This window comes from Streptomyces sp. CB00455 (assembly GCF_001905445.1).
In the GTDB taxonomy this organism is placed as follows: domain Bacteria; phylum Actinomycetota; class Actinomycetes; order Streptomycetales; family Streptomycetaceae; genus Streptomyces.
This window is the reverse complement of sequence record NZ_LIVQ01000004.1, coordinates 99,140-124,776: the sequence shown is the minus strand read 5'-3', so window position 1 is coordinate 124,776 and position 25,637 is coordinate 99,140. Positions and strand designations below refer to the sequence as shown.

Genomic DNA, 25,637 nt, shown 5'->3' with positions numbered 1-25,637 from the left:
CACCCGCCTCCTCCACCTTCAGGAGGTGGATCCCGCCCCGCCCCTACAACCTGAGACGGATCCCCGTTCGGCACCTGCGGGCGATCCCAGGGCGTGCCCCCCACTCCTAGCGTGGAGACATGACCACGCCTGTGTGCACGCTCGCCTCGAATCCGACGCCCTACCCGTCGTTCTCGGCGTACGTCCGGACCCGCGGCACGGTCCTGATGCGCACCGCGCGTTCGCTCACCGCCAACCCGTGCGATGCCGAGGACCTGCTGCAGACGGCCCTCGCCAAGACGTACGTGGCCTGGGACCGCATCGAGGACCACCGGGCCCTGGACGGCTACGTCCGCAGAGCCCTGGTCAACACCCGCACGTCCCAGTGGCGCAAGCGCAAGGTGGACGAGTTCGCCTGCGATGAGCTGCCGGAGACCGAGGAGGCTCCGGCGACCGACCCCGCGGAGGCGCAGGCCCTGCGCGATGCGATGTGGCGTGCGGTGACCCGGCTGCCCGACCGGCAGCGGGCCATGGTCGTCCTGCGCTACTACGAGGACCTCAGCGAGGTGCAGACCGCCGAGCTGCTGGGCGTCTCTGTCGGCACGGTCAAAAGTGCCGTCTCCCGGGCGCTGGGCAAGCTCCGCGAGGACCCGGAGCTCATCCCCGTCCGGTGAGCCGCAGGGCGTTTCACGTGAAACCAGGGAATGTTTCACGTGAAACACGGAGTGGTTTCTACCTCCGGGTAGTGACATGCCGACCGGTACGTGCGCAGAATCGGCAGCATCCGTAGCCGCCGCAGCGCCGCAGCGCTCACCGGGAGGACGCTTTGCTGAGCACCATGCAGGACGTACCACTCCTCGTCACCCGCATACTCCAGCACGGGATGACGATCCACGGGAAGTCCCAGGTCACGACCTGGACCGGGGAGGCAGAGCCGCACCGCCGCAGCTTCGCCGAGATCGGTACCCGCGCCACCCGCCTCGCGAACGCCCTGCGCGACGAGCTCGGTGTGCAACAGGACGACCGCGTTGCCACCCTCATGTGGAACAACTCCGAGCACGTCGAGGCGTACTTCGCCATCCCCTCCATGGGCGCGGTCCTGCACACGCTCAATCTTCGTCTGCCGCCCGAGCAGCTGATCTTCATCGTCAACCACGCGGCCGACCGGGTCGTCCTGGTCAACGGCAGCCTGCTCCCCCTGCTCGCGCCGCTGCTGCCGCACCTGCCGACCATCGAGCACGTCGTGGTCTCCGGCGCCGGAGACCGCTCCGCGCTCCAGGGCCTGGACGTACGGGTGCACGAGTACGAGGAGCTCCTCGCGGGCCGCTCCGACAGCTACGACTGGCCCGAGCTGGACGAGCGACAGGCAGCCGCCATGTGCTACACCTCCGGCACCACCGGGGAGCCCAAAGGCGTCGTCTACTCGCACCGCTCGATCTACCTGCACTCCATGCAGGTCAACATGGCCGAGTCGATGGGCCTGAGCGACAAGGACACCACCCTCGTCGTGGTCCCCCAGTTCCACGTGAACGCCTGGGGGCTGCCGCACGCCACCTTCATGACCGGTATCAACATGCTGATGCCGGACCGGTTCCTCCAGCCCGCCCCGCTCGCCGAGATGATCGAGCGGGAGAAGCCCTCGCACGCAGCCGCCGTCCCCACCATCTGGCAGGGCCTGCTCGCCGAGGTCACCGCCCACCCCCGCGACCTGAGCTCGATGAAGCAGGTCACCATCGGAGGCGCCGCCTGCCCGCCCGCGCTGATGGAGGCCTACGACAAACTCGGCGTCCGCCTCTGTCATGCCTGGGGCATGACCGAGACCTCTCCGCTGGGCACGATGGCGCACCCGCCTGCCGGACTGAGCGCCGAAGAGGAATGGCCCTACCGGATCACCCAGGGCCGCTTCCCCGCGGGCGTCGAGGCCCGTCTCGTCGGTCCCGGCGGCGACTTCCTGCCCTGGGACGGCGAATCGGCGGGCGAGCTGGAGGTGCGCGGCACCTGGATCGCCGGCGCCTACTACGGCGGGGCGTCCGGAGAAGCCTTCCGGCCCGAGGACAAGTTCAGCGCGGACGGCTGGCTCAAGACCGGCGACGTCGGCGTCATCAGCCCCGACGGCTTCCTCACCCTGACCGACCGGGCCAAGGACGTCATCAAGTCGGGCGGGGAGTGGATCTCCAGTGTGGAGCTGGAGAACGCGCTGATGGGCCACCCCGACGTCGCCGAGGCGGCGGTCGTCGCCGTACCCGACGAGAAGTGGGGCGAGCGACCGCTGGCCACGGTCGTCCTCAAGGAGGGCGCGACCGTCGACTACGCGGGGCTGCGGGCCTACCTCGCCGGATCCATCGCCAAGTGGCAGCTGCCGGAGCGCTGGACGATCATCGAGGCGGTTCCGAAGACCAGCGTCGGCAAGTTCGACAAGAAGGTGATCCGCAAGCAGTACGCGGACGGCGTGCTCGACGTCACGAGGCTGGACTGACCAGCGCTCAGCCCCGGGTGAGCCATGGCCGCAGCAGCTTGCTGACGGCGGGCATGGCCACATAGGTCATCAGGGTGCTGAAGACGACGGCGAAGGCAGCCGTCCGCACCACGAAGTGCAGATCCACCAGGTACGGCCCGAGCACCGCGTTGCCCACCAGCGAGATCGGGAAGATGGCCAGCCCGGAGCTGATCGCCATCTTCCACCGCGGCGGCGCGGGCCGGGCCGTACCCGGCTCGGCGAACCACGTCTCCATGCCCTGCAGTTCCCGCCGGGCTATCTCGGTGTGGTGGTGCCCGAGGCAGTTGGAGAACCACTCCGCCCGCTCCGGGGAGTCCTGCCAGCGCCGAAAAGCCGCCTGGTCGCGGAAGCGGTGGACCAGGAACCACGGCCCGCCCTCCGCCGCCGGGCGGAAGAGTCCGTACCCCAGGTGGTCAGGAAATCTCGCGGCCGTCTCCAGGATGCCGTGGGCCCAGGCCTCGAAGGCCTCCTCGTGCCCCGGCTCGACCTGCCGCGCGATCAGCAGGTTCACCTCGCCGTTGTCGGCGGGGACGGTCTGCTCGGTCGTGTCGGTGATGGCCATCGGGCCAGGATTACTAGTTGGTGCCGATCTTGGCCAGAAGGTCCACGATGCGGCCCTGTACGTCCGCCGTCGTGGCGCGCTCGGCGAGGAACAGCACGCTCTCGCCCGAGGCCAGCCGCGGCAGTTCGGACGCGTCGATACCGGTGGCGGTGTAGACGACCAGCGGAGTGCGGTTCAGCTGCCCGTTGGCACGCAGCCAGTCCACGATCCCGGCGCGCCGACGGCGCACCTGCATCAGGTCCATGACGACCAGGTTGGGCCGCATCCGCGTCGCCAGCTCCACCGCGTCGGTGTCGGCGCCCGCCCGGGCGACCTGGAGCCCGCGCCGCTCCAGCGCGGCGGCCAGAGCGGTCGCGATCTCGTCGTGCTCCTCGATCAACAGCACCCGGGAGGGGTGCTGCTCGCTGTCGCGCGGGGCGAGCGCCTTCAACAGGACGGCCGGATCGGCGCCGTACGCAGCCTCGCGCCCGGCGTGTCCCAGCCCGGCCGTGACCAGCACCGGCACCTCCGCGGCCACCGCGGCCTGGCGAAGGGACTGCAGGGCGGTCCGCGTGATGGGCCCGGTCAGCGGGTCGACGAACAGCGCGGCGGGGAACGCGGCGATCTGCGCGTCCACCTCCTCGCGGGAATGCACGATCACCGGACGGTAGCCGCGGTCGCTGAGCGCCTGCTGCGTCTGCACGTCCGGCGCGGGCCACACCAGCAGCCGGCGCGGATTGTCCAGCGGCTCCGGCGGCAGCTCGTCGTCCACAGGCTGCGGCACGGGACGGTTGACCACCTCGACCGCGCCGCCGGGACCGTCCAGCGGTTCGGGGCCTTCGTCGGAGCCCGCCTCGGGGGCCCCTATGGCGAAGGCCCGTCCCTGGGGCGCGGGCTCGGACAGCCGCCGGCGGCGGCCGGAGCCCGAGCCGGCCGGATCCACGGAGATGCCCTGGCCGAGGGTGCCGAGGGCGCGCACGCTGATCGGCTGGGCGGCCTGCCCCTCCACCGGGCCGTCCTGTGGCTTCCTGGCCCCGGGAACGGCCACCTGGCCGGGAACGTCCTCGTCCTCGGCAGCGCCGCGGGCCGCGGGAACCGGCCAGGCGGCCGGCGCGGGCAGCGCACGCCGCCGCCCGGTCGGATGCGCCGGGTCCACGGAGTCCGGCGCGGCCGAGGCCGCCTGCGCGGCGGGTGCTTCGGTCTCGGCGACGGGCGCGCCCAGCACCCGGCGCCCGCGCCGCCCGGCCGGTGCTTCGGCATCGGCCCCGGCGGGAGCCGCGGGCGGACCGGCCGTGGCCGGAGCCTGCGGAGCCGCGGTGGCCGGGGTCGGGCCGGCGGGCAGGGCGAAACCGCCCTCGGGAGCGATGGGGCGCGGAGTCTGGGCCGGTGCGGGCGTCGGCCCGAGCCCGGTCGCGGGCACGGGGCCGGCGGGCTGCGCCGGACCGGCAGCGCCCAGCGCCCGTCGCCGGCCGGCGGGATGCTCGGTCGGCGGGACCGCAGGCACGGCGGGAACGGGCGGGAGGGCGGGCATGGCGGTGCCCTGCGGCGGCACGGGCTGCCCGGGACCGCCTTCGCCGGCGCCGTCGCCCGCGCGGCCACGGCGCCGGCCCGTCCCGAGTCCCGCCGGGTTCACCGGGGACTGCGCCAGCTCAGGTCCTGCGGAACCTTCGGCATCCGCCTCGCCACCCCGGCGCCGTCCGGAAGGCAGCGCCAGCGCACCGCCGCCTTCGCCGGCTCCGGCGGCGGCCTTGTCGCCGTCGGGCGCGCCGGGACCTGCGGCATCGTCGTCAAGGAAGGCGTCCACCCCGCGGCGGGCACGCCGTCCGCCCGAAACCCGGCCCGCTGCGGCCGTGTCGGCCGGGGGCTCCTCGGGCGGCTCCGGCAGCGTGACCGCCCCGGCGCCCGAGCCCAGCGGCAACTCCAGTACGTACGCACCACCGGGCGCGCCGGGAACCTCCACCGTCTGCAGCACACCGCCGTGCGCGGCCACGATCCCCCGTACGACCGGTTCGTGGACCGGGCTCCCGCCCTCGTACGGCCCGCGCACCTCGATCCGTACGACGTCCCCGCGCTGCGCGGCGGCCACCACGATCGTCGAGTCGCCGTAGCCGCTGCCCTGGCGGGTCTTGCCGGTGGCGTCCACCCCGGCCACGTCGGCGACCAGATGGGCGAGCGCCGTTGCGATGCGGTCCGGGTCCACCTCGGCCTCGATGGTCGGCGCGTGGACGGCGAACTGGGCGCGGCCCGGCCCGATGAGCTCGACCGCGCCGTCCACACCGGCAGCGACGACGTCGTTGATCAGGACCTTCTTCTTCGCGAGCCGGTCGCTGCCGGAGTCCAGCCGCTGGAAGCCGAGCACGTTGTCCACGAGCGTGGTCATCCGGGAGTACCCGGCGGCCAGGTGGTGCAGCAGCTGGTTGGCCTCGGGCCACAGCTGTCCGGCGTCGTCGGCGGCCAGCGTCGCCAGCTCCCCGCGCAGCTCGTCCAGCGGGCCGCGCAGCGAATCACCGAGGACGGCCAGCAACTGGGCGTGACGGGCGGCCAGGGCGTCGTAGGGCCGCCGGTCGGTGAAGGTCATGACGGCGCCGACGAGCTGTTCCCCGTCCCGCACGGGGGAGGTGGTCAGGTCGACGGCGACCGGCTGCCCGGCCTTGTTCCACAGCACCTGCCCGCGCACGCGGTGCTTGCGTCCGCTGCGCAGGGTGTCGGCGAGCGGGGACTCCTCGAAGGGGAACGGGGAGCCGTCGGCGCGCGAGTGCTGGACCAGGCCGTGCAGTTCGCGGTTGCCGAGGTCGGTCGCGCGGTAGCCGAGGATCTGGGCGGCGGCCGGATTGACCAGCACCACCCGTCCGTCGGTGTCGGTGCCGACGACGCCCTCGGCCGCGGCGCGCAGGATCATCTCGGTCTGCCGCTGGGAGCGGGCCAGCTCGGCCTCGGTGTCCACGGTCTGCGACAGGTCCCGTACGACGAGCATCAGCAGCTCGTCACCGGTGTAGGCAGGCTGCGGCTCGCGGTAGGCGTCGCGGCCGTCGAGATGGGCGCTGGTGACCTCGACGGGGAACTCGCTGCCGTCGGTGCGGCGCGCGATCATCCTGGCGGGCTTGGCCCGGCCGCCCTCGTCCTCGCCGGGCCGGCGCATGGAGCCGGGGATCAGCTTGGAGTCGAAGTCGGGAAGGAGGTCGAGCACGCCGCGGCCGACGAGCCCGGTGCCCGGGCTCTCCATGACCTCGAGGGCGATCGAATTGGCGTTGACGACAGTGCCGTTGGCGTTGACGAGCAACAGCGCGTCCGGAAGAGCGTCGAGTATTGCTGCGAGGCGAGCAGCGCCTCGGGATGGCCTGCTGCTCACGACGAGCTTCCTCCCTGACCACAACTACCGGCAAGTCACGGGAGGAGTCTAAGGCCACAGCCCCCCGGCGAGGTGGCCGATGTGGGGTGGATACCACCCGTGACGCGCATCTTCCCAGGTCAGGAACGCCCACTCGGAAGCAGAGGTTCCAACTGGTCCCAGCGGCTGATCTCGCAGCCGTCGGTCCGCCGGAAGGTCGCGTCCACCCTGTGCCCGTGCCACGTTCCCGTGATGCGGGCGGTCGCCGGGCCGCCGTGCTGCATGGTGCAGACCTGCCGCTGGGAGACGGGGGCGAAGGGGTCCTTGCCCTCGTCGGCGAGCTGGTCGAGCCGGGCGCAGGCCTGCTGCGCCTCGGGGTGGTCGCCTCCGACGGGATCGCATTCGAGCCGGTACTCGCGGTCCAACTGGCGGTTGCCGGTGTCGGCCATGGCGATGGTGAGACGGTCGGGGGCCGGCGCCAGCAGCCGGCCCAGGGGCAGCGGGGGCAGCGGCCCGGCGGCCGCGGCGGCCAGGGCGGAGGTGACGGCGAAGGCGGCGAGACGCAGCATGGGGCACTCCAGGTCGTCCGTACGTCGTACGCCTGACCAACGACGCGGCGGCGCGGACGTTGCGTGCTGGGCGGCCTTTAAGGCTTTGCCCTTCGCCCGTCCCTGCTAGTACCGTGGGAGCGGATTGGTGAGGGGCCCTGCGCCTGTGTCATCATCTGCACGCACCTTCGTACGCGAGGGTGTGCTGGAGGCGTCGCCTAGTCCGGTCTATGGCGCCGCACTGCTAATGCGGTTTGGGTCTTACCACCCATCGAGGGTTCAAATCCCTCCGCCTCCGCTCTTCACGAAGCCCCGGTCCCTGCGGACCGGGGCTTCGGTGCGTCCGGGGGCAGGCCGCGCCGTTCCGATGTCCGTGCGACCTGTGAACGGGCCCCGGCCGGCGCCCGAGCGGCCGCGCGCCGGTTCCGCGGAGCCCGGCCCGACCCAACCGGATGATCTTCTTCCAGGCTGTTTCCGCAGCTCAGGGGCGGTTTGGCTAATGGATTTCGCGTCCCGGCGAGGTCCATGTATTGTTGTTCTCGCAAGGCCAACGGGGCGCAAAACCCCAGCAAGCCAAGCACTCGTAGCTTAACGGATAGAGCATCTGACTACGGATCAGAAGGTTGCAGGTTCGAATCCTGCCGAGTGCACAGCAGGACGAAGGCCCCCGGGAGAAATCCCGGGGGCCTTCGTCGTATCCCTTGGCGCGGCGGTCTCCTCCTTTGGGCGGAGGGCGTACCCCGGAAGGGCTGGGGGGTGGGATGGCTCTGGCGGGGGACGCGGGTGACGCCCGGGTCTCGCTACGGTTCTTGAAGATCGCAGGAACCGGAAAACGGGGGCTCTCATGGGACTGTTCGGAAACGCGCACACCGTCGACTCCGCCTCGGCGCAGCGGGACTACGCCCGGCTGCTGGGCCAGGGCGAGCAGGTGCACGCGGCCTATCTGCTGATCCGGGACACGATCCTGTTCACCGACCGGCGGCTGGTGCTGATCGACAAGCAGGGGCTCACGGGTAAGAAGGTGGAGTACCACTCCGTCCCGTACCGGAGCATTACGCACTTCTCCGTGGAGACCGCCGGCCACTTCGATCTCGATGCCGAGCTCAAGATCTGGATATCCGGAAGCCAGGCGCCGATCGAGAAGACCTTCACCAAGGGGGTCGACATCTACGAGGTGCAGGCGATCCTGACGCAGTTCGTCGCCAGGTAGCCGGGCGGCCCGGTCTCTCACAGCACCCGGGGGAGGCCGGACACGGACATCACCAGGGGTGAGAGGGAGCGGGTGGCGTCGGTTGCCCTGCTCACAGGTGCTCAGGCGGCCCTCGCGGTCCAGGGTGTTGCCGTTGGGGTGGCCGGCCGGTGAGCGGAAGACGGAGACCGCCCCGGTCGCCTCGCCCCACCGCAACATCCGGTCGTCGCGGAATGTCGCTCCACACCAGCTGCCACCAGTCGGGCAGGTTATGCCAAACATGGTTCCCCCTGAGGGTGAATCTCCGAATGCGGTTCGGCGTGATGGTGGGATTGCAGGATCAGGTAGCGTCTTCTTAAGGGCCGAGGGCCCACGAGAGGAAGATCGCGTGGACGACATCGACCGGGCACTCGTCCTGCGCCTGCAGGAGGACGCGGGCCAGTCGTACGCCACCCTCGGTGCTGCAGTGGGGCTCTCGGCCGGGGCGACCCACGAGCGCGTACGCAAGCTGCGCGAGCGCGGGGTGATCCGGCGGACCACCGTCGACATCGACCCGGCGGCCGTCGGCAGCGGAGTGCTCGCCTACGTGATGGTCGACTCGAATGCCTGGATGGGCGAGTCCGGCGCCGCCTTCGCCGCGATTCCCGAGATCCAGGAAGCGCACATCATCGCGGGCAGCGCCTCCGTGATGGTCAAGGTGCGCACCGCCTCGCCCGGACAGCTGCAGGACGTCCTGCGGCGCCTCTACGCCATCGACGGTGTCAGCGGCACGCATGCCACCGTCGTCCTCGACACCTTCTTCGAGCGGCCGCTCCCGCTGTGAGCTGGTGGTGCACCGGGATCCGGTGGAAGGACGGGCGCCCCGCGATCGGCTGGTACGGGGAGGGGCGCGGCGAGCGGGCGAGCGTGCTCGCGTACGGGCAGCAACTGGCCTTCGCCGCACGCGGGGAGCGCCGCTGCCTGGGGGTGTGGCGGGCCGGGAGGCGGACGCCCTGCCCCACCTGCGCCACGGTGTCCGGGCGGGCGGGGAGCGCGCAGTGTCCCGAATGCGCCCGCCTGGACCGGTCGTTCTCGGTGGCCGCCGACACCAATGCCGCCGACCCGCGCACCTACCGCGTCTACCTGGCGTGGTTCGGGCCGGGGATGGTCAAGGTCGGCATCACCGCCGAGGAGCGCGGCTCCGTCCGGCTGCTGGAGCAGGGCGCCGTTGCCTGGGCCTGGCTGGGGCGGGGTCCGCTGATGGCGGCGCGGCGCACCGAGGAGCTGCTGAGAGCGGCCCTCGGGGTGCCCGACCGGATCGCCTACGCCCGCAAGCGCGCCGTACGGGCACATGTGCCGGACGCGCCCGAACGGGCCCGGGAGGTCGCCGAGCTGCACGTCCGCGCGGCAGCGCTGTCCGGGTGGCCGGAGTCGCTGGAGCGGTTGGGCTGCGAAGTGACGGACCACGCGGGGGCGTTCGGCCTGGACGGGCTTCCCGTACCGACGCGGGTGATCACCGGGATGGTTTCCGGCGGGGCCGTCGTGGGCCGGCTGGTGGGCGCGGCCGGTCCGGACCTGCACGTCGCGGACGGCCTGGTGGTGGACAGCCGGCTGCTGGCCGGCTGGGAACTGGCCGTGCCGGCGGACGGGGCCGGGACGAGCGTGCCGGTGGCGGAGATCCCGGCTGCCGCCGCTCGGCCGCCGACCGAGCAGGAAGGGCTGTTCTGACCCCTGCTTCACCTCCCCCCTCTGCCCCCCTCCACCTCCCGTTCCTCCGTCCTCGCCTCCCGTCCCTTGCACGCCTGCTCTCGTCTCCGCCAACCCCCGCTGCTTTGGGGGCGCCTGGTCAAAACTTGGCTGCCTTCGGCCTCCGGGGGCCGATTCCGGTGGACATGCCGGGGAGCGGCGCCGAGGGTGGTGCGCATGAGCTTCCAGCCCGTAGCGGCCTTCGAACCGCCCGGCGTCGTGGCCGCCCACAGCCCTGTGTCTACCCACAGCCTCGTGGCCGCCCACAGCCTCGTGCCCGCCTTCAGCCGCGCTCGCGCCGATGACGACCGCGGTGGGCAGACCCTCGCGCGGGGCCGCGCCTCCCGGTACGAGGGCCGCGGTTTCTTGTCCGAGGGCCGTGCCCTGCGCGTCGCGACCGACGAACGGAGCCACGGTTGTGACCACCACGGCTGAGGCGGTGCGTGCCTTTCGGGAGCGGCTGGGGCTGCCCGGCCTGGTGGACGTCCACACCCACTTCATGCCCGAGCGGGTCCTGGACAAGGTGTGGGACTACTTCGACGCGGTCGGGCCGCTGACCGGAGTCGAATGGCCCATCACCTACCGGCACGAGGAGGAGCAGCGCCTGGCGCTGCTGAGGGACTTCGGGGTCCGCGCCTTCACCGCCATGGTCTACCCGCACAAGCCGGCGATGGCCGCCTGGCTCAACGCCTGGTCCGCCGATTTCGCCGCCCGGACCCCCGACTGCCTGCACACGGCGACCTTCTTCCCGGAGCCGGAGGTGGCCGCATACGTCCGGCAGGCCCTCGGCGCGGGGGCCCGGGTCTTCAAGGCGCATCTCCAGGTCGGGGGCTACGACCCGAACGACGACCGGCTCGACGCCGTGTGGGGGCTGCTCGCCGAGGCCGGTGTCCCGACGGTGATCCACTGCGGGTCCGGGCCCGTCCCCGGCAAACACACCGGGCCCGAGCCGATCGCCCGGCTCCTCGCCCGCCACCCCAGGCTGCCGCTGATCATCGCCCACATGGGCATGCCGGAGTACTCCGACTTCCTCGACCTCGCCGACCGGTACGACCAGGTGCGCCTCGACACCACCATGGCCTTCACCGACTTCTCGCAACAGTTCAGCGGCTTCCCCGCGGGCGACCTGGGGCGCCTCGCCGACCTCGGCGACCGGATCCTGCTGGGCACCGACTTCCCGAACATCCCCTACCCCTACGAACACCAGCTCGTGGCTCTCGAACGGCTCGGCCTGGGCGACGACTGGCTGCGCGCGGTCTGCCACGACAACGGTGCCCGCCTGTTCCGCCTCGACGGCTGAGGACGCCGCCTGCCGGCGCTCCTTTACCGGCACCGCCATCAGCGCTCCTTCACCGGGCAGTGCCGTTTCTCAGGGAATTCACAGGAAGGGACAAGAACGCTCTCAGAGGCGCCGGACAACGTGGTGGCATGACTGTGACGACCACCTCACACGCGTCCACGTCCACCAGCAACCCCACGGCTCTCGTGCGGCCCGACGGCGGTCCCTGCCGGGTCCTGGTCGTCGACGACGAGGCCTCGCTCTCCGAGCTGCTGTCCATGGCCCTGCGCTACGAGGGTTGCGAGGTCCGCAGTGCCGGGGACGGGGCCGGTGCGGTGCGGGCGGCGCGGGAGTTCCGGCCGGACGTGGTCATCCTCGACATCATGCTCCCCGACATGGACGGGCTCGCCGTGCTCGGGCGGCTGCGCCGGGAGATCCCGCAGGTCCCGGTGCTCTTCCTGACCGCCAAGGACTCCGTCGAGGACCGCATCGCGGGCCTGACGGCGGGCGGCGACGACTACGTCACCAAGCCGTTCAGCCTGGAGGAGGTCGTGGCCCGGCTGCGCGGCCTGGTCCGCCGCTCCGGTGCGGCGCAGGCCGCCCGCGGCGGCTCGGTGCTCGCCGTCGGCGACCTGCGGCTGGACGAGGACAGCCACGAGGTGGTCCGCGGCGGCCGGGAGATCCACCTGACCGCCACCGAGTTCGAGCTGCTGCGCTACCTGATGCGCAACCCGCGCCGTGTGCTGAGCAAGGCGCAGATCCTGGACCGGGTGTGGTCCTACGACTTCGGCGGCCAGGCCAACGTGGTAGAGCTGTACATCTCCTACCTGCGCCGGAAGCTGGAGAGCGGCCCGGGAATGGCACCGATGATCCACACTCGGCGTGGCGCCGGCTACCTGATCAAGCCGGCCGAGTAGTGGTCCCGCGCCTGGCCCGGCCGCCGCGTCTGCGATCCCGCCGGACGGGGTCGCCGCGGCCGCGTCGGCCCTGGTCGCTGCGGACCCGGCTCGTCGTCTCGGCGGTGGCACTGATCGCCGTGGTGGGAGCGGCCATCGGGATCGTCACCACCCTCGCCCTGCGCTCGTACCTGGTCGTCCAGCTCGACGGACAACTGCGGGTCTCCGTCAAGATGGGGGCCCGGGCCGCCGGCGCCGGCAAACCGGTCCGCGACAGCGCCACCGGCCTGCTCCTGCCCCCCGGTTCACCCCTGGGCACCACGGGCATCCGCTTGCACCCCGACGGCACGGTCCTCGACACCGCCCGCAGCGTGCCCGCCGACGCGTCGGCGCCCGATCACCGCCAGGCGCTCACCGAGGACCAGGTCAAGGTCCTGACCGCCGTCGCCCGCCAGGAAGCCCGTCCCCAGGCCGGTCCGGTCGACCTGGACCTGCCCGGCCTGGGCGGCTACCGGGTGATGTCCTCCGCCGACGGGGGGCTGGTCCTGGGCTTCCCCCTCCGCGACGTCGAATCCACCGTGAGCACCCTGATCGCCGTGGAGGTCTGCGTGACCCTCGCCGGGCTGATCGCGGCGTCCCTCGCCGGTCAGGCCCTGGTCGGGGTCGCCCTGCGCCCGCTCCGCCGGGTGGCCGCCACGGCCACCCGGGTTTCCGAACTGCCCTTGCACAGCGGCGAGCCGGCACTGCACGAACGCGTCCCGGATGCCGAGGCGGACCCCCGTACCGAGGTGGGCCAGGTCGGGGCGGCACTCAACCGGATGCTGGGCCACGTCTCCTCCGCCCTCACCGCCCGCCAGCAGAGCGAGACCAGGGTCCGGCAGTTCGTCGCCGACGCCAGCCACGAACTGCGCACCCCGCTGGCCTCCATCCGCGGCTACGCCGAACTCACGCGCAGGGGGCGGGAGGAACAGGGCCCGGACACCCGGCACGCCCTGGGCCGGATCGAGTCCGAGGCCACCCGGATGACCGGTCTGGTCGAGGACCTGTTGCTGTTGGCCCGGCTCGACGCCGGGCGTACGCTCTCCGCAGCCGACACGGACACCGACCTGGCGCCCCTCGTCGTGGACGCCGTCAGCGACGCCCGGGCCGCCGGCCCCGGGCACCACTGGCGCCTGCGCCTGCCGGAGGAACCGGCGCCGATCCGCGCCGACCCGGCGCGCATCCAGCAGGTTCTGGTCAACCTCCTGGCCAATGCCCGCACCCACACCCCGCCGGGCACCACGGTCACCGCCCATGTTTCACGTGAAACATCCATGGTGCGCCTGCTGATCGAGGATGACGGCCCCGGTATCCCGCCCGCCCTCCTCCCGCACGTCTTCGAGCGGTTCGCCCGCGGCGACGCCTCCCGTTCGCGGGCGGCGGGCTCCACCGGACTGGGACTGGCCATCGTCCAGGCCGTGGTCGCCGCGCACGGCGGCCGGGTCGGCGTACGGAGCCGGCCCGGGCACACCTGCTTCGAGGTCCTGCTGCCGCTGGCCACGGACGCACCGGCCCTCCCCCCGGTGTCGGCCGCCCCGGTACCCGCTCTGCCCGAGCGCCCGGTTCCGGGCCCGGCTCGCGACTCACAGACGGACCACAGGCTCACCACACGACGGTGACAGGCCGCCCGGCGAGGGTCGGTCCATGCCAACCGACGCCTCTCCCGGGGCCCTTCCGGCACGGGCGCCCCTCGCGCCCGTGCCCGGCGAGCCCGTCCTCGACGTGGTGATCCCGGTCTTCAACGAGGAGAAAGACCTCGGACCGTGCGTGCGCAGGCTGCACGAGCACCTCACCCGCACCTTCCCCTACCCCTTCCGGATCACCGTCGCCGACAACGCCAGCACCGACCGCACCCCCGAGATCGCGGGCGCACTCGCCGAGGCCCTGGACGGCGTACGCAGCACCCGGCTGGAGGAGAAGGGCCGGGGCAGGGCCCTGCGCACCGTCTGGTCCGCCTCCGACGCCCCGGTCCTCGCGTACATGGACGTGGACCTCTCCACCGACCTCAACGCGCTGCTGCCGCTCGTCGCCCCGCTGATCTCCGGCCACTCCGACCTGGCGATCGGCACCCGCCTCGCCCGCTCCTCCCGGGTGGTGCGCGGCGCGAAGCGGGAGTTCGTCTCCCGGGCCTACAACCTGCTCCTGCGCTCCTCGCTCGCGGCGCGCTTCAGCGACGCCCAGTGCGGCTTCAAAGCCATCCGGCGGGAGGTCGCCGAGCGGCTGCTGCCGCTGGTGGAGGACTCCGGCTGGTTCTTCGACACCGAACTGCTCGTGCTCGCGGAGCGCGCCGGGCTGCGGATACACGAGGTGCCGGTGGACTGGGTCGACGACCCGGACTCCACCGTGCACATCGTCCGCACCGCCACCGAGGACCTCAAGGGCGTCTGGCGGGTCGGCCGGGCGCTGGCCGTCGGCGCGCTCCCCCTCGACCGGCTCGCCCGCCCCTTCGGCGACGACCCGCGCGACCGCTCCGCCCTGCCCGGAGTGGACGGGGGACTGGCCCGCCAGCTCCTCGGCTTTTGCGCCGTCGGGGCCCTGTCCACCCTCCTGTACCTGCTGCTGTATTCCGCCTTCCGCGCCGGAACCGGCCCGCAGCTCGCCAACGCCGGAGCCCTGTTGCTCTCCGCGGTCGCCAACACGGCTGCCAACCGGCGGCTCACCTTCGGTGTGCGCGGCCGTGACCGGGCCGTGCGCCATCAGGCCCAGGGGCTGGTGGTGTTCGGCATCGGCCTGGCCCTGACCAGCGGCTCCCTGGCCGCCCTCGACGCAGCCGCGGCCGCTCCCGCGCACAGCACCGAACTGGCCGTCCTGATCACCGCCAACCTCGCGGCCACCGTGCTGCGCTTCCTGCTCTTCCGCGCCTGGGTCTTCCCCGAGCGGCGCGGCCCCGCGATCCCTACACCCAAGGACGACCGATGACCACGGCAGCACTCCCCCTCTTCCCGGCCGCCGAGGCCCGGTCCCGTACCGGCCGGCCGCGCTGGGAACGGCCCGCCCTCGCCGGGCTCCTGATCGCCACGGCCGCGCTGCTGCTGTGGGACCTGGGCTCCTCCGGCTACGCCAACTCCTTCTACTCCGCCGCCGTGCAGGCGGGCAGCGAGAGCTGGAAGGCGTTCTTCTTCGGTTCCTCCGACGCCGGGAACTCCATCACCGTCGACAAGCCCCCGGCCGCCCTGTGGCCGATGATGCTGTCGGTCCGGCTCTTCGGGCTCGGCTCCTGGCAGATCCTGGCCCCGCAGGCCCTGATGGGCGTCGCCACGACCGGGGTCCTGTACGCCGCCGTCCGCCGCCCGTTCGGACCGGCGGCCGCGCTGCTGAGCGGCGCCGTCTTCGCGCTCACGCCCGTGGCCGCGCTGATGTTCCGCTTCAACAATCCGGACGCCCTGCTGACCCTGCTGCTCACGGTCACCGTGTATTGCGTCCTGCGCGCCCTCGACGGCGCGCGCACCACGTGGCTGCTCTGGGCCGGAGTCGCGGTCGGCTTCGCCTTCCTCACCAAGACCCTGCAGGCCTTCGTCATCCTGCCGCCGCTCGCCGTGCTGTACGCGCTCTGCGCCCCGACCCCGGTGCGCAGGCGGCTGGGACAGCTGCTGGTCGCCGGACTCGCCATGGTGGTGGCCGGCGGCTGGTGGGTGGCCGTCGTGGAGCTCTGGCCCGCCTCCTCCCGCCCGTACATCGGCGGCTCGCAGAACAACTCCTTCCTGGAACTGACCCTCGGCTACAACGGGCTGGGACGGCTCAGCGGCAACGAGACGGGCAGCGTCGGCGGCGGCGCGCGGACCGGCGCGGCGGGGGCCTACGGTCTCGCCGGCGGTCCGGGTCCCAGGGCCGGCGGCGGGGGCGGCGGCTGGGGCGAGACCGGCATCGACCGGCTCTTCTCGGGCAACATCGGTGGTCAGATCTCCTGGCTGCTGCCCGCGGCCCTGATCCTGCTCGTGGCCGGACTCGTGGTGACCTGGCGGGCTCGGCGGGCCACCGACTCGCTGGAGGGCCTGGCGCGCGCGGCCTTCCTGGCCTGGGGCGGCTCGTTGCTGATCACCGCGCTCGTCTTCAGCTACATGCAGGGCATTTTCCACGAGTACTACACCGTGGCGCTGGCGCCGTTCGTGGCCGCGCTGATCGGCATGGGCGTCGCCGTGCTGTGGGAAGAACGGGGCAGCCGGGCCGCCGTGCTCACCCTGTCCGGCACGCTCGCCCTGACCGCCGTCTGGTCGTATGTCCTGCTGGGTCGTGCCACCGGCTACCTGCCGTGGCTGCGCTGGGCCGTGCTGGCCGGCGGCCTGCTCGCGGCGGTCACGCTGCCGTTCGTCGCGCGGGCCGGCCGCCGGGTGCTGCTGGCCACCGCGGCACTGGGACTGGGAGCCGCCCTCGCCGGTCCGCTCGCCTACTGCCTGACCACCGTGAGCACCGGGCACACCGGGTCCATCGTGACGGCCGGACCGGCGGTGGCGGGCGGCCGGGGCGGACCCGGCGGGATGATGCGGGGTCCCGGGGCCAACGGCGAGCTGCCGCCCGGCGCAGCGGGAGGCGCGTGGCAGGGAGGCAACGCCCCGGTGCCCGGCGGCATGTCGCCGGGCCAGGGAGGCCAGGGTGTTCCCGGGGGCCAGGGAGGCCAGGGCGCTCGGACCGGCCGGGGCGGTCAGGGTGCTGCGGCGGGGGCGGCCGGACGCGGCTCCGAGCGCTTCGGCGGCGGCCAGGGCGGTCCCGGCGGTCTGCTGAACGGGGCCCGGGTCGGCGCCGAGGCCAAGGCGGCGCTCCGCGCCGACGCCGACCGGTACACCTGGGCGGCGGCGGCCATAGGCTCGCAGAACGCGGCCAGTTACCAGCTGGCCTCGGGGGCTCCGGTGATGGCGATCGGCGGTTTCAACGGCAGCGACCCCTCCCCGACCCTGGCGCAGTTCAAGAAGTACGTGCAGGACGGGAAGATCCACTGGTTCATCGCCCAGGGCGGCGGCGACGCGGCGGCCGGGGCGGGAGAGACCCAGGGCGGGAACCGGGCCGGGGGCGGCCCCGGCGGGGCCACCGGCACCGCCATCGAAAGCTGGATCAAGGCCACCTTCAAGGCCACCACGGTCGGCGGAGCCACCTTCTACGACCTGACGGCCTCCACCACCTGACGAACTCCGCGCTGCAGCCGCCACCCGCGGTCCCCGCAGCGGCCGGCAGAACGTGATCCGGCCCGAATGCCCGGCCACCCCCTAGCATCAAGGGGGCGGACCGGGCATTCCGGGCTGATCCACCTGGCGTGAGGAGGGTGCCTCCATGGTGACCGCGGCCGATTCCGGTGAGATCCGGGGCAGTGTGTGGCTGACCGCAGGGGCCGCCGTACCCGCCAGACGCCGCAGCGAGGCTCCCTCCGGCCTCGACCGCGAGCGGATCACCGCCGCCACCGTGCGGCTGCTCGACGCCGAAGGACTGGCCCGGTTCTCGATGCGACGGCTCGCCGCCGGGCTGGGGGTCACCGCGATGTCCCTCTACTGGTACGTGGACACCAAGCACGATCTGCTCGAACTCGCCCTCGACAGCGCGCTGGGCGAGCTGACCCTCTCGGGGGGTCCGATCACCGGGCAGTCTCCGATCGGGCAGGCACCCGCCGCGCCGCCACCGGCCGGGCCGCCACCGGCCGGGCCGCCACCCGCCGGGGCCCGGCCCGCCGGGCGCCCAGCGGCGGAAGACTGGTCCGGCCCGCTGCGGGCACTGGCCCGGGACTACCGGCGCGTGCTGGCCGACCATCCCTGGATGGCTCCGCTCATCGCCGCCTACCCGAACATCGGCCCGCACGCCCGCGCCTTCGACGCGGCCCTCCAGCGGCTGCTGGACGCCACTGGCCTTGCCGATGCCACCCGCGCCGGCGCCCATCTGGCCGTCTCACAGTTCCTGCACGGCTGCGGGGGCGCGGCGCGGCGGGCACCCGAGGAAGATTTCTGCCTCGCACTGGACGTCCTGATCGCCGGTATCGAAGCAAAGGCCACCGCTTAGCCGCAAGCGGTGGCCTTCTTGGCGTTCCCGGCGTTTCCCTGCGTTCCCGGCGTCCGTCAGGCCTTGGCCGGCACCTCGGCGGGAGCGGCGTCCGCCTCGGCGGAACCGGCCTCGGGAGCGTGGGCCGAGGGCTTCGACTTCAGGGCCACCTCCTTGATGAAGAGGCACAGCAGCAGCGCGAACAGCGCACTGGGGGCCGCGTAGAGGAAGACGTCACCCACACCGTGCCCGTACGCGGACTCGATGACCGTCCGGAACGGCGCCGGCAGCTTGTCGAGGTCCGGGATGCCGCCGCCGGCCGCGGCGCCGTGGCCGAGCGCCGCCGCCTTCGGGCCGAGGGCGGCCAGGCCGTCCTTCACGTACCCGGTGACCTGGTGCGCCATGACCGCGCCCAGCGCCGAGACGCCCACGGCGCCGCCGAGCGAGCGGAAGAAGGTGACGACCGAGCTGGCCGCGCCCAGGTCCTCGGGGGCCACCTGGTTCTGGGTGGCGAGGACCAGGTTCTGCATCATCATGCCGAGACCCAGGCCGGTCAGGGCCATGGAGAGCGCGATGTGCCAGTAGGGGGTGTCGTACCGCAAGGTGCCCAGCAGCCCCAGGCCGGCCGTCAGCAGCACGCCGCCGGCGATGAGCCAGGCCTTCCACTTGCCGGTCTTGGTGATCACCTGACCGGAAACGGTGGAGGAGACGAAGAGCCCGCCGATCATCGGAATCGTGAGGACTCCGGACATCGTGGGGGACTCGCCGCGGGCCAACTGGAAGAACTGGCTGAAGAACACGGTGCCCGAGAACATCGCGATGCCGACGAACAGCGAGGCGGCCGAGGCCAGCGAGATGGTCTTGTTGCGGAACAGCCGCAGCGGGATGATCGGGTCGCTCGCACGGGATTCGACGAGGACGAAGAGCAGGCCGAGAAGAACGGCGCCGCCGGTCATGGCCCAGGTCTGCCAGGAGATCCACGCGTAGGAGTCGCCGGCCTGGGTGACCCAGATCAGCAGCAGGGAGACGGCGCCGCTGATCAGGAAGGCGCCCAGCCAGTCCACCTTGACGTCCCGGCGCACGACCGGGAGGTGCAGGGTCCGCTGGAGCACGATCAGCGCGATGACCGCGAAGGGCACGCCGACGTAGAAGCACCAGCGCCAGCCGAGCCACGAGGTGTCGGTGATGACGCCGCCGAGCAGCGGGCCGCCGACGGTGGCGACGGCGAAGACCGCGCCGAGGTAGCCGCTGTAGCGACCGCGCTCGCGCGGCGAGATCATCGCGGCCATGACGATCTGGGCCAGGGCGGAGAGGCCGCCGACACCGATGCCCTGGACCACGCGGCACGCGATGAGCATGCCCGTGTTCTGGGACATGCCCGCGACCACGGAGCCGAGGACGTAGACCACCAGCGATATCTGGACCAGCAGCTTCTTGCTGAAGAGGTCGGACAGCTTGCCCCACAGCGGGGTCGCCGCCGTCATCGACAGCAGGGCCGCGGTGACGACCCAGGTGTACGAGGACTGGGTCCCGCCGAGGTCGCTGATGATCTGGGGCAGGGCGTTGGAGACGATCGTGGAGGACAGGATCGCCACGAACATACCGAGCATCAGGCCGGACAGGGCCTTCATGATCTCCGCGTGGGTCATGGTCGTGGTGGCGGCCGTCGTGTCCGACCGGCCGCCGCCGCCCCGCACACCGGAGGGTGTGGTCGTAGCCATGATTTTCCTTTGGGTAGAAGCTCGATCGGAGCCGGGCGAGCAGGGTTTGAGTACGTCGGTGTCCTGGGGGGACCCGTCGGCCAGGGCCCTTTCCAGCGCCGCGGTGGTCCGCAGGCCGAGCTCGGCCGGCGGGGCCCGTCCGGCAGGGCCCGTCCGGCGGGGGTGAGCCGCAGGATCCGGCAGCGGCCGTCGCCCGGGTCGGTCTCGCGGTCGATCCAGCCGCGGTCGGCCACGTGGGCCACTTGACGACTGGTCAGCCTATCTTGTTGCTTAGGGCAACCATAGAAGCTGATGGTTGCTACAGGCAAGTGAATTCGGAGGAGAGGGCGGTAAAGGAATCGGAAAACCGGCTAGGGTCCTGCTCCATGGCTGCGAACCACAACTCACAAGGCCCCGAGGGCAACTACGACCCCGCGGGCAGCACTCAGATGTTCCGGGCGTTCGTCGAGGAGGCCGCACCGGCCCGGCAGACGCCGACGGGATCCCGTCGCCAGCGTCGCGAGGAACAGCAGGGGGCCAACGGCTCGAAGGGCGTCGTGTGGATCGGGCTGGCCGTCGCGCTGGTGCTCGTGCTCGGCGCGGCCGCCTGGGCGGTCCTGCGCTGACACCCGGGCTCAGCTCCAGGAAGCGGTGACCTTCCGGGTCTCCACGTGCATGCCCAGCGGTACCCGCCAGGCCTCCAGGCACACCATGAAGACCTGCGTCCTGACCGCTTTGCCCGCGATGGGCGCGGGGAGCGGCTGGGCGGTGGTGATCGTGGCCCAGTCGATGCCGAGCGCGCCGATGACGTGGGTCGCGAAGCTCACCGTGCCCGAACGGGCCGCGGTGGTACCGGTGTTGGTGAAGGTGACGGTGACCCGCTCGCACCAGCGCTCCGCCGCGGCCGACCTGGCCGGCGCGGACAGCGTCAGCCGCGCCGGGGTGGCCGGGGGTGCGGGCGGCGCCGGAGGCGTCGTACCGGGCCCGCTACCGGGGCTCGTGGGCGTGCCGGGAGGGCTCGCCGCGCCCGGGCTCTCCGGCGCGCCCGGGCCGTGCGGTGTTTCCGGGAGCGTGGGGGTGCCGGGCGGGGTCGCGGCCGGGCCGGCACCGGGCGGGGTGCCGGGGGCGCTTCCAGAGCCGCCGGGGCCGGGGGTCGTGGCTCCGCCCGGGGCGGAGCCGCCGGGTGCGTGGCCGCCCGGAGTACTGGCCGACGTACCGGACGGCCCGGAGGAAGTGCCCGCCGCGGAAGGGCCGCCGAGCTGCTGGAACTCCAACCGTCCCTGCGGTGCCGCGTTCTCCCCCGCGACCCGCTCGGGGCCCGGGGGCGCGGCGCCCACGGCCGCGTAGCCGCCTCGTGCGGGACCGCCGCAGCCGGCGAGGCCGGCGACGGCCGTGCAGCACAGGGCGAGGAGGGCAGCCGTACGGGATCCCGTTCGCATCGCGCCAGTTTTACTGACGCTCCGTCAATTGAGAAGCCCGCAGGGCGCGCTCACTCCCCGATCAGGCCCACGCGCAGCTGCGCCAGGGTGCGGGTGAGCAGCCGGGAGACGTGCATCTGGGAGATGCCGACCTCTTCGCCGATCTGCGACTGCGTCATGTTCGCGAAGAACCGCAGCATGATGATCTGCCGTTCCCGCGGCGGGAGCTTGGCGAGCAGCGGCTTGAGCGATTCGCGGTACTCGACGCCCTCGAGCGCGGTGTCCTCGTAGCCGAGGCGGTCCGCCAGCGAGCCCTCACCGCCCTCGTCCTCGGGGGAGGGCGAGTCGAGCGAAGAGGCGGTGTAGGCATTGCCGACGGCGAGGCCGTCGACGACGTCCTCCTCCGAGACCCCGAGCACGGCGGCGAGCTCCGGCACGGTCGGCGAGCGGTCCAGTTTCTGGGCGAGCTCGTCACTGGCCTTGGTCAGCGCCAGGCGCAGCTCCTGGAGCCTGCGCGGGACGCGGACGGACCAGGAGGTGTCCCTAAAGAATCGTTTGATCTCGCCCACGACGGTCGGCATGGCGAACGTCGGGAACTCCACCCCCCGTTCGCAGTCGAACCGGTCGATCGCCTTGATCAGGCCGATGGTACCGACCTGGACGATGTCTTCCATCGGCTCGTTGCGGCTGCGGAAGCGGGCGGCCGCGTACCGGACCAGGGGCAGGTTCAGCTCGATCAGGGTGTCGCGTACGTACGCCCGGTCGGGGCTGTCCGCTTCCAGCGCGGCGAGGCGCTGGAAGAGGGAGCGGGAGAGGGTGCGGGTGTCGATGGCTTCCGAGCGGTCGGACACGGCCGGCGTCACGCTCTTGACGAGTGTGAGCACCTTGGAGCTGCCCTGGTCTACGGACATGCCACCCCCTTGAGGTCGCGGACGGTCGCGTGCGGCGCGTCCGTCGGAGGAACGCAGCCTCCACCTGAATACCGGAGGCGGGGCTGCGGCAAACGCGGTTCCAGCAGAATGTCACATGTCGGCAACACGCTGTAGCGCCAAGTCGACATATATCTCCAGCGACAGATGGGGTCAGAAGGGGATCGGCCCGTTCTGTCGGGAAACGGGTGGATGATCTCCACTCGTTGTGGTTACGCCTCGATCCTGTTTGCGGATCTCAGTCGGGCGAAACTCCGGGCGAGCAGCCGGGAGACGTGCATCTGGGAGACGCCGAGCTCGGCGCTGATCTGCGACTGCGTCAGGTTGTTGTAGTACCGCAGGAGCAGGATCCGCTGTTCGCGTTCGGGCAGCTGTACGAGGAGGTGGCGGACGAGGTCGCGGTGCTCGACCCCGGCCAGTTCCGGGTCCTCGTAGCCGAGGCGGTCCAGGAGGCCGGGCATGCCGTCGCCCTCCTGGGCGGCTTCCAGCGAGGTCGCGTGGTAGCTGCGTCCGGCCTCGATGCAGGACAGCACCTCGTCCTCGGTGATGCGCAGCCGCTCGGCGATCTCGGAGGTGGTCGGGGTGCGGCCGTGGAGGGTGGTGAGGTCCTCGGTGGCGGCGTTGACCTGCACCCACAGCTCGTGGAGGCGGCGCGGCACGTGGACGGTGCGGACGTTGTCGCGGAAGTAGCGCTTGATCTCGCCCACGACGGTCGGCATGGCGAAGGTCGGGAACTGCACGCCGCGGTCCGGGTCGAACCGGTCGATCGCGTTGATCAGGCCGATGGTGCCGACCTGGACGACGTCCTCCATCGGCTCGTTGCGGCTGCGGAAGCGGGCGGCCGCGTACCGCACGAGCGGGAGGTTCGCCTCGATGAGGGCGCCGCGCACCCGGGTGTGCTCGCTGGTGCCCCGCTCCAGCCCTTTCAGCTGGCCGAAGAGGACCTGCGTCAGGGCCCGGGTGTCCGCGCCCCGGCTGGGAGGTCTCGGGGGGGCCGACGGGGCCGGGGCCTGCGGCGGCTCCTGCGGCGGCTCCGGCGCGGTCTCCTGGCGCGGCTCCTGCACGGTCCCGTGCCGCGGCTCCTGCTCCGCTCCCCGATGGCCCTCTCGTACGGTCTCCTGGCGCGGCTCCTGTACGGCGTCCTGGCGGGACCCCCGCACGGTCTCCTGGCGCGGCTCGTGCACGGTCTCGTGCCGGGGTGGCACCTGGGGGTCCTGCTGGGGGGGCACCTGAGGCGCAGTACTGGCCGGCACGGTCACGCCACCCCTTCAGTCAACTCATCCGTCAAAAGCGGTCATAGCATCACAAGACATGTGCACTGTGTGCAAGCACCGTATATCTCCGTGTTGACGGCAAGTTGGGCATATCGGGGCATTGTGCTTGGCTCCAGGTACGCAAAAACCCCCCACCCGTCGGAGTGGGGGGCCGGGAAGTCCGTAAACCGCTTCAGCGTACGGGGTCAGCGCACCAGTTCGGTCATGAACTCGCCGATGCCCGAGGCGGCATCCGAAATGCCCTGGAAGCCGATCCCCACCATCTCGGCGGCCCGCTTGGGCTGGGTGATGATCACGAAAAGGGCGAAGATGGTGAGGGCGCCCGTGATGAGCTTCCTGGTGTCCATGTGCGGTGACGGCCTCCCCAACCGGTCCTGCAAGGTCGGGTGAGTCTAACCGGTCGGGATCGGACACTCACTTGTCCTTTATGGACCAATGCCCCGGCACACCAGGCCCTTTGCCGGTCGGCCGACGACTTCCCCGTCCATCACGTCGAAGGTCCCGGTTCCGGCCGGGACCTTCGTGCGTCCTGCCCCCTCTGCCGGCGCCGCCGCGGCTACTCGATGCCGCCGGCCAGGTCCGTCAGGGGCTGTACGGGGGCGATCACGGGCGCCAGCTGGTTCGGCAGGTCCATCAGCTGGTTGAGCTGGTTCGCGCCCTGGCTGAGCTTGCCGCCGATCTCCTGGACCGAGGCGGGCTGGGCACCGGCGGGCATGCCCGGGGCGGCGCTCGGGAGGTCCGGGAGGGTGAGGGGCGAGAGGGGCGCGGCGGATGCGGCGGGTGCGGCGAGGCCCGCGGCGGCCCCCGCGAGGGCGAAGGCGGCGAGGATGCGCTGGGTCTTGGTCATGCCGTGACAACGGCCGGAAGGGACGGGCGGTCACGCCGGGGCCGCCGCTGTACTCCGGAGGACGGCCCGCACGACGTCCGGGGACCGGGCCGCGCCCGCGAACGCCGAGAGCCCCGACCCTTGCGGGGCGGGGCTCTCGGTCGGAGCGGTAGCGGTGGGATTTGAACCCACGGATAGCTTGCACCATCACACGCTTTCGAGGCGTGCTCCTTCGGCCACTCGGACACGCTACCGAGAGAGAGCTTAGCCCACAGTGGCCCGTGCTCTGAAATCCGTGGCGGAGGCGGTGTGGGGGGCGGCGCCGGCAGCGGGCGGAGTCCCGGCCGACGGCGGTCAGCGGCCGCGGAAGAAGTCCGTCAGCAGCTCCGCGCACTCGCCCGGGAGGACCCCGCGGACCACTTCGGGGCGGTGGTTGAGCCTGCGGTCCCGTACGAGGTCCCAGAGCGAGCCGGCCGCGCCCGCCTTCTCGTCGTCCGCGCCGTAGACGACGCGGGCGACGCGGGACTGCACGAGCGCGCCCGCGCACATCACGCACGGCTCCAGGGTCACCACGAGGGTGCACCCCGGGAGCCGCCACTCCCCGAGCGCGGCCGCGGCGCGGCGCAGCGCCAGCACCTCGGCGTGCGCCGTCGGGTCGCCGGTGGCCTCGCGCTCGTTGTACCCGGTGGCGATGACCGCGCCGTCCGGGCCGAGCACGACGGCGCCGACCGGCACGTCGCCGGCCGGCACCGCCCGGGCGGCCTCCTGGAGCGCCAGGCGCATGGAGGCGCGCCACGGGTCCCGGACGGGATCGGGGCCGTGCGTGTCCTGCGTGTCCTGCTGGTGGTGCGTGTCCTGCTGGTGGTGCGGACCGTACGGGTCGCTCCGTCCGTACGGGTCGTGCGGGTCGTGCGTGTGGGGCACTTGCGGGTCGGTCACTAGCGGACGGCCTCCAGGACCTCGGTGGCGCCGAGCGAGTCGGCGATCTCCGAGAGGGCGTCCCCGTCCAGGGTCATCAGCTGCTTGTGGGTCACCCCGAGGTCGTCCAGCAGCCGGGGGTCGCCGAGCGGTCCGGCCGGTACCGGTTCCGCGCCGGTGCCGAGCGTCTCGTCCTCGTCGTCGTCCTCGTCGGTGAAGGCGGTGAGGGTCTCCTCCTCGCCGTCCTCGGTGCCGTCCAGGTCCAGTTCGTCGAGTTCGACGTCCTCCTCCTCGCTGCCCAGCAGCTCTTTGGTCAGCATCGAGCCGTAGGAGCTGCGGGCGGCCGCGGATGCGTTCGAGACGAAATACCGCGGGTCCTCCTCGCCGTCCACGCGGACGACGCCGAACCAGGCGTCCTCCTGCTCGATGAGGGCGACCACCGTGTCGTCGTCGACAGCGGCGGACCGGGCGAGATCGATCAGATCACTGAGGGACTCGACGTCGTCGAGTTCCATGTCGCTCGCTTCCCACCCGTCTTCGGTGCGCGCGAGCAGTGCGGCGAAGTACACCGTGACTCTCCCACTGGTCTTAGG

At 72.3% G+C, this 25,637-nt stretch carries 24 protein-coding genes and 3 tRNA genes; 15 read left to right on the top strand and 12 right to left on the bottom strand.

Going from position 1 to position 25,637, the window contains the following annotated elements:
• The first annotated feature begins 119 nt into the window (after positions 1-119).
• Complete coding sequence (locus AMK16_RS17900; protein ID WP_073916596.1) at positions 120-653, top strand: SigE family RNA polymerase sigma factor; 534 nt, start codon at positions 120-122, stop codon at positions 651-653.
• A gap of 152 nt (positions 654-805) precedes the next feature.
• Complete coding sequence (locus tag AMK16_RS17895) at positions 806-2,455, top strand: long-chain fatty acid--CoA ligase (RefSeq protein ID WP_073916594.1); 1,650 nt, start codon at positions 806-808, stop codon at positions 2,453-2,455.
• 7 nt (positions 2,456-2,462) lie between these two features.
• On the opposite strand, the gene AMK16_RS17890 is transcribed toward AMK16_RS17895, so the two are convergent.
• From AMK16_RS17890 to AMK16_RS17880, 3 genes are all read right to left on the bottom strand, one after another.
• Positions 2,463-3,038, bottom strand: coding sequence for an antibiotic biosynthesis monooxygenase (locus AMK16_RS17890; protein ID WP_073916591.1), 576 nt, complete (start codon positions 3,036-3,038; stop codon positions 2,463-2,465).
• Between the two features lie 13 nt (positions 3,039-3,051).
• On the bottom strand, positions 3,052-6,366 hold the full coding sequence (locus tag AMK16_RS17885) for a response regulator (RefSeq protein ID WP_073916588.1): 3,315 nt from the start codon (positions 6,364-6,366) through the stop codon (positions 3,052-3,054).
• Positions 6,367-6,485: 119 nt separating this feature from the next.
• A complete protein-coding gene (locus AMK16_RS17880; protein ID WP_073916584.1) occupies positions 6,486-6,914 on the bottom strand; it encodes an SSI family serine proteinase inhibitor in 429 nt (142 codons plus the stop codon).
• A 186-nt stretch (positions 6,915-7,100) separates the two neighbouring features.
• Between AMK16_RS17880 and AMK16_RS17875 the strand changes: the two genes are divergently transcribed.
• From AMK16_RS17875 to AMK16_RS17820, 12 genes are all read left to right on the top strand, one after another.
• Positions 7,101-7,191: transfer RNA gene (locus AMK16_RS17875), tRNA-Ser, on the top strand.
• Between the two features lie 279 nt (positions 7,192-7,470).
• Positions 7,471-7,543 (top strand) — tRNA-Arg (locus AMK16_RS17870).
• A 194-nt stretch (positions 7,544-7,737) separates the two neighbouring features.
• Positions 7,738-8,103 carry a PH domain-containing protein gene (locus tag AMK16_RS17865; RefSeq protein WP_073916580.1) on the top strand — a complete coding sequence of 122 codons (366 nt, stop codon included), beginning with the start codon at positions 7,738-7,740 and terminating at the stop codon, positions 8,101-8,103.
• A gap of 367 nt (positions 8,104-8,470) precedes the next feature.
• On the top strand, positions 8,471-8,905 hold the full coding sequence (locus tag AMK16_RS17860) for an Lrp/AsnC family transcriptional regulator (RefSeq protein ID WP_073916577.1): 435 nt from the start codon (positions 8,471-8,473) through the stop codon (positions 8,903-8,905).
• Positions 8,902-9,789 (top strand): DUF2797 domain-containing protein, encoded by an 888-nt coding sequence (locus tag AMK16_RS17855; protein ID WP_073916573.1) that lies wholly within the window; start codon positions 8,902-8,904, stop codon positions 9,787-9,789. Before AMK16_RS17860 ends, AMK16_RS17855 begins: the two co-directional genes overlap by 4 nt.
• Before the next feature lie 195 nt (positions 9,790-9,984).
• On the top strand, positions 9,985-10,242 hold the full coding sequence (locus AMK16_RS37270; protein ID WP_242438781.1) for a hypothetical protein: 258 nt from the start codon (positions 9,985-9,987) through the stop codon (positions 10,240-10,242).
• A complete protein-coding gene (locus AMK16_RS17845; RefSeq protein WP_073916566.1) occupies positions 10,226-11,107 on the top strand; it encodes an amidohydrolase family protein in 882 nt (293 codons plus the stop codon). The genes AMK16_RS37270 and AMK16_RS17845 overlap by 17 nt, the downstream gene beginning before the upstream one ends.
• A 128-nt stretch (positions 11,108-11,235) precedes the next feature.
• Entirely contained in the window at positions 11,236-12,003 is a 768-nt protein-coding gene (locus AMK16_RS17840; protein ID WP_073916562.1) for a response regulator transcription factor, read from the top strand.
• Positions 12,004-12,032: 29 nt separating this feature from the next.
• Entirely contained in the window at positions 12,033-13,640 is a 1,608-nt protein-coding gene (locus AMK16_RS17835; RefSeq protein WP_073917721.1) for a sensor histidine kinase, read from the top strand.
• A 25-nt stretch (positions 13,641-13,665) separates the two neighbouring features.
• Positions 13,666-14,940 (top strand): bifunctional glycosyltransferase family 2/GtrA family protein, encoded by a 1,275-nt coding sequence (locus AMK16_RS17830; protein ID WP_073916559.1) that lies wholly within the window; start codon positions 13,666-13,668, stop codon positions 14,938-14,940.
• Positions 14,937-17,138, top strand: coding sequence for an ArnT family glycosyltransferase (locus AMK16_RS17825; RefSeq protein ID WP_073916555.1), 2,202 nt, complete (start codon positions 14,937-14,939; stop codon positions 17,136-17,138). Before AMK16_RS17830 ends, AMK16_RS17825 begins: the two co-directional genes overlap by 4 nt.
• 145 nt (positions 17,139-17,283) lie before the next feature.
• A complete protein-coding gene (locus AMK16_RS17820; protein ID WP_073916551.1) occupies positions 17,284-18,000 on the top strand; it encodes a TetR/AcrR family transcriptional regulator in 717 nt (238 codons plus the stop codon).
• A 56-nt stretch (positions 18,001-18,056) separates the two neighbouring features.
• Here AMK16_RS17820 and AMK16_RS17815 read toward each other — a convergent pair whose 3' ends face one another.
• Positions 18,057-19,700 carry an MDR family MFS transporter gene (locus AMK16_RS17815; RefSeq protein WP_073916547.1) on the bottom strand — a complete coding sequence of 548 codons (1,644 nt, stop codon included), beginning with the start codon at positions 19,698-19,700 and terminating at the stop codon, positions 18,057-18,059.
• Between the two features lie 365 nt (positions 19,701-20,065).
• On the opposite strand from AMK16_RS17815, the gene AMK16_RS17805 reads away from it, so the two are divergent.
• Entirely contained in the window at positions 20,066-20,305 is a 240-nt protein-coding gene (locus AMK16_RS17805; RefSeq protein WP_073916544.1) for a hypothetical protein, read from the top strand.
• A gap of 9 nt (positions 20,306-20,314) precedes the next feature.
• On the opposite strand, the gene AMK16_RS36655 is transcribed toward AMK16_RS17805, so the two are convergent.
• From AMK16_RS36655 to AMK16_RS17770, 8 genes are all read right to left on the bottom strand, one after another.
• A complete protein-coding gene (locus tag AMK16_RS36655) occupies positions 20,315-21,118 on the bottom strand; it encodes a hypothetical protein (RefSeq protein ID WP_073916542.1) in 804 nt (267 codons plus the stop codon).
• 50 nt (positions 21,119-21,168) lie between these two features.
• Positions 21,169-22,008, bottom strand: coding sequence for an RNA polymerase sigma factor SigF (locus tag AMK16_RS17795; protein WP_073916539.1), 840 nt, complete (start codon positions 22,006-22,008; stop codon positions 21,169-21,171).
• 230 nt (positions 22,009-22,238) lie between these two features.
• Positions 22,239-23,090 (bottom strand): RNA polymerase sigma factor SigF, encoded by an 852-nt coding sequence (locus tag AMK16_RS17790; protein ID WP_073917719.1) that lies wholly within the window; start codon positions 23,088-23,090, stop codon positions 22,239-22,241.
• Positions 23,091-23,485: 395 nt separating this feature from the next.
• On the bottom strand, positions 23,486-23,647 hold the full coding sequence (locus AMK16_RS34245) for a hypothetical protein (protein WP_199885469.1): 162 nt from the start codon (positions 23,645-23,647) through the stop codon (positions 23,486-23,488).
• Between the two features lie 209 nt (positions 23,648-23,856).
• Positions 23,857-24,147: a hypothetical protein gene (locus AMK16_RS17785; protein WP_073916537.1), complete on the bottom strand. Its 291-nt coding sequence runs from the start codon at positions 24,145-24,147 to the stop codon at positions 23,857-23,859.
• A 146-nt stretch (positions 24,148-24,293) separates the two neighbouring features.
• A tRNA-Ser gene (locus tag AMK16_RS17780) sits at positions 24,294-24,380 on the bottom strand.
• A 100-nt stretch (positions 24,381-24,480) separates the two neighbouring features.
• Positions 24,481-25,065 (bottom strand): tRNA adenosine(34) deaminase TadA, encoded by a 585-nt coding sequence (gene tadA, locus AMK16_RS17775; RefSeq protein ID WP_443333577.1) that lies wholly within the window; start codon positions 25,063-25,065, stop codon positions 24,481-24,483.
• Positions 25,065-25,613, bottom strand: a complete 549-nt coding sequence (locus tag AMK16_RS17770; RefSeq protein ID WP_073916533.1) for a tRNA adenosine deaminase-associated protein — start codon at positions 25,611-25,613, stop codon at positions 25,065-25,067. Before AMK16_RS17770 ends, tadA begins: the two co-directional genes overlap by 1 nt.
• Positions 25,614-25,637: the final 24 nt, after the last annotated feature.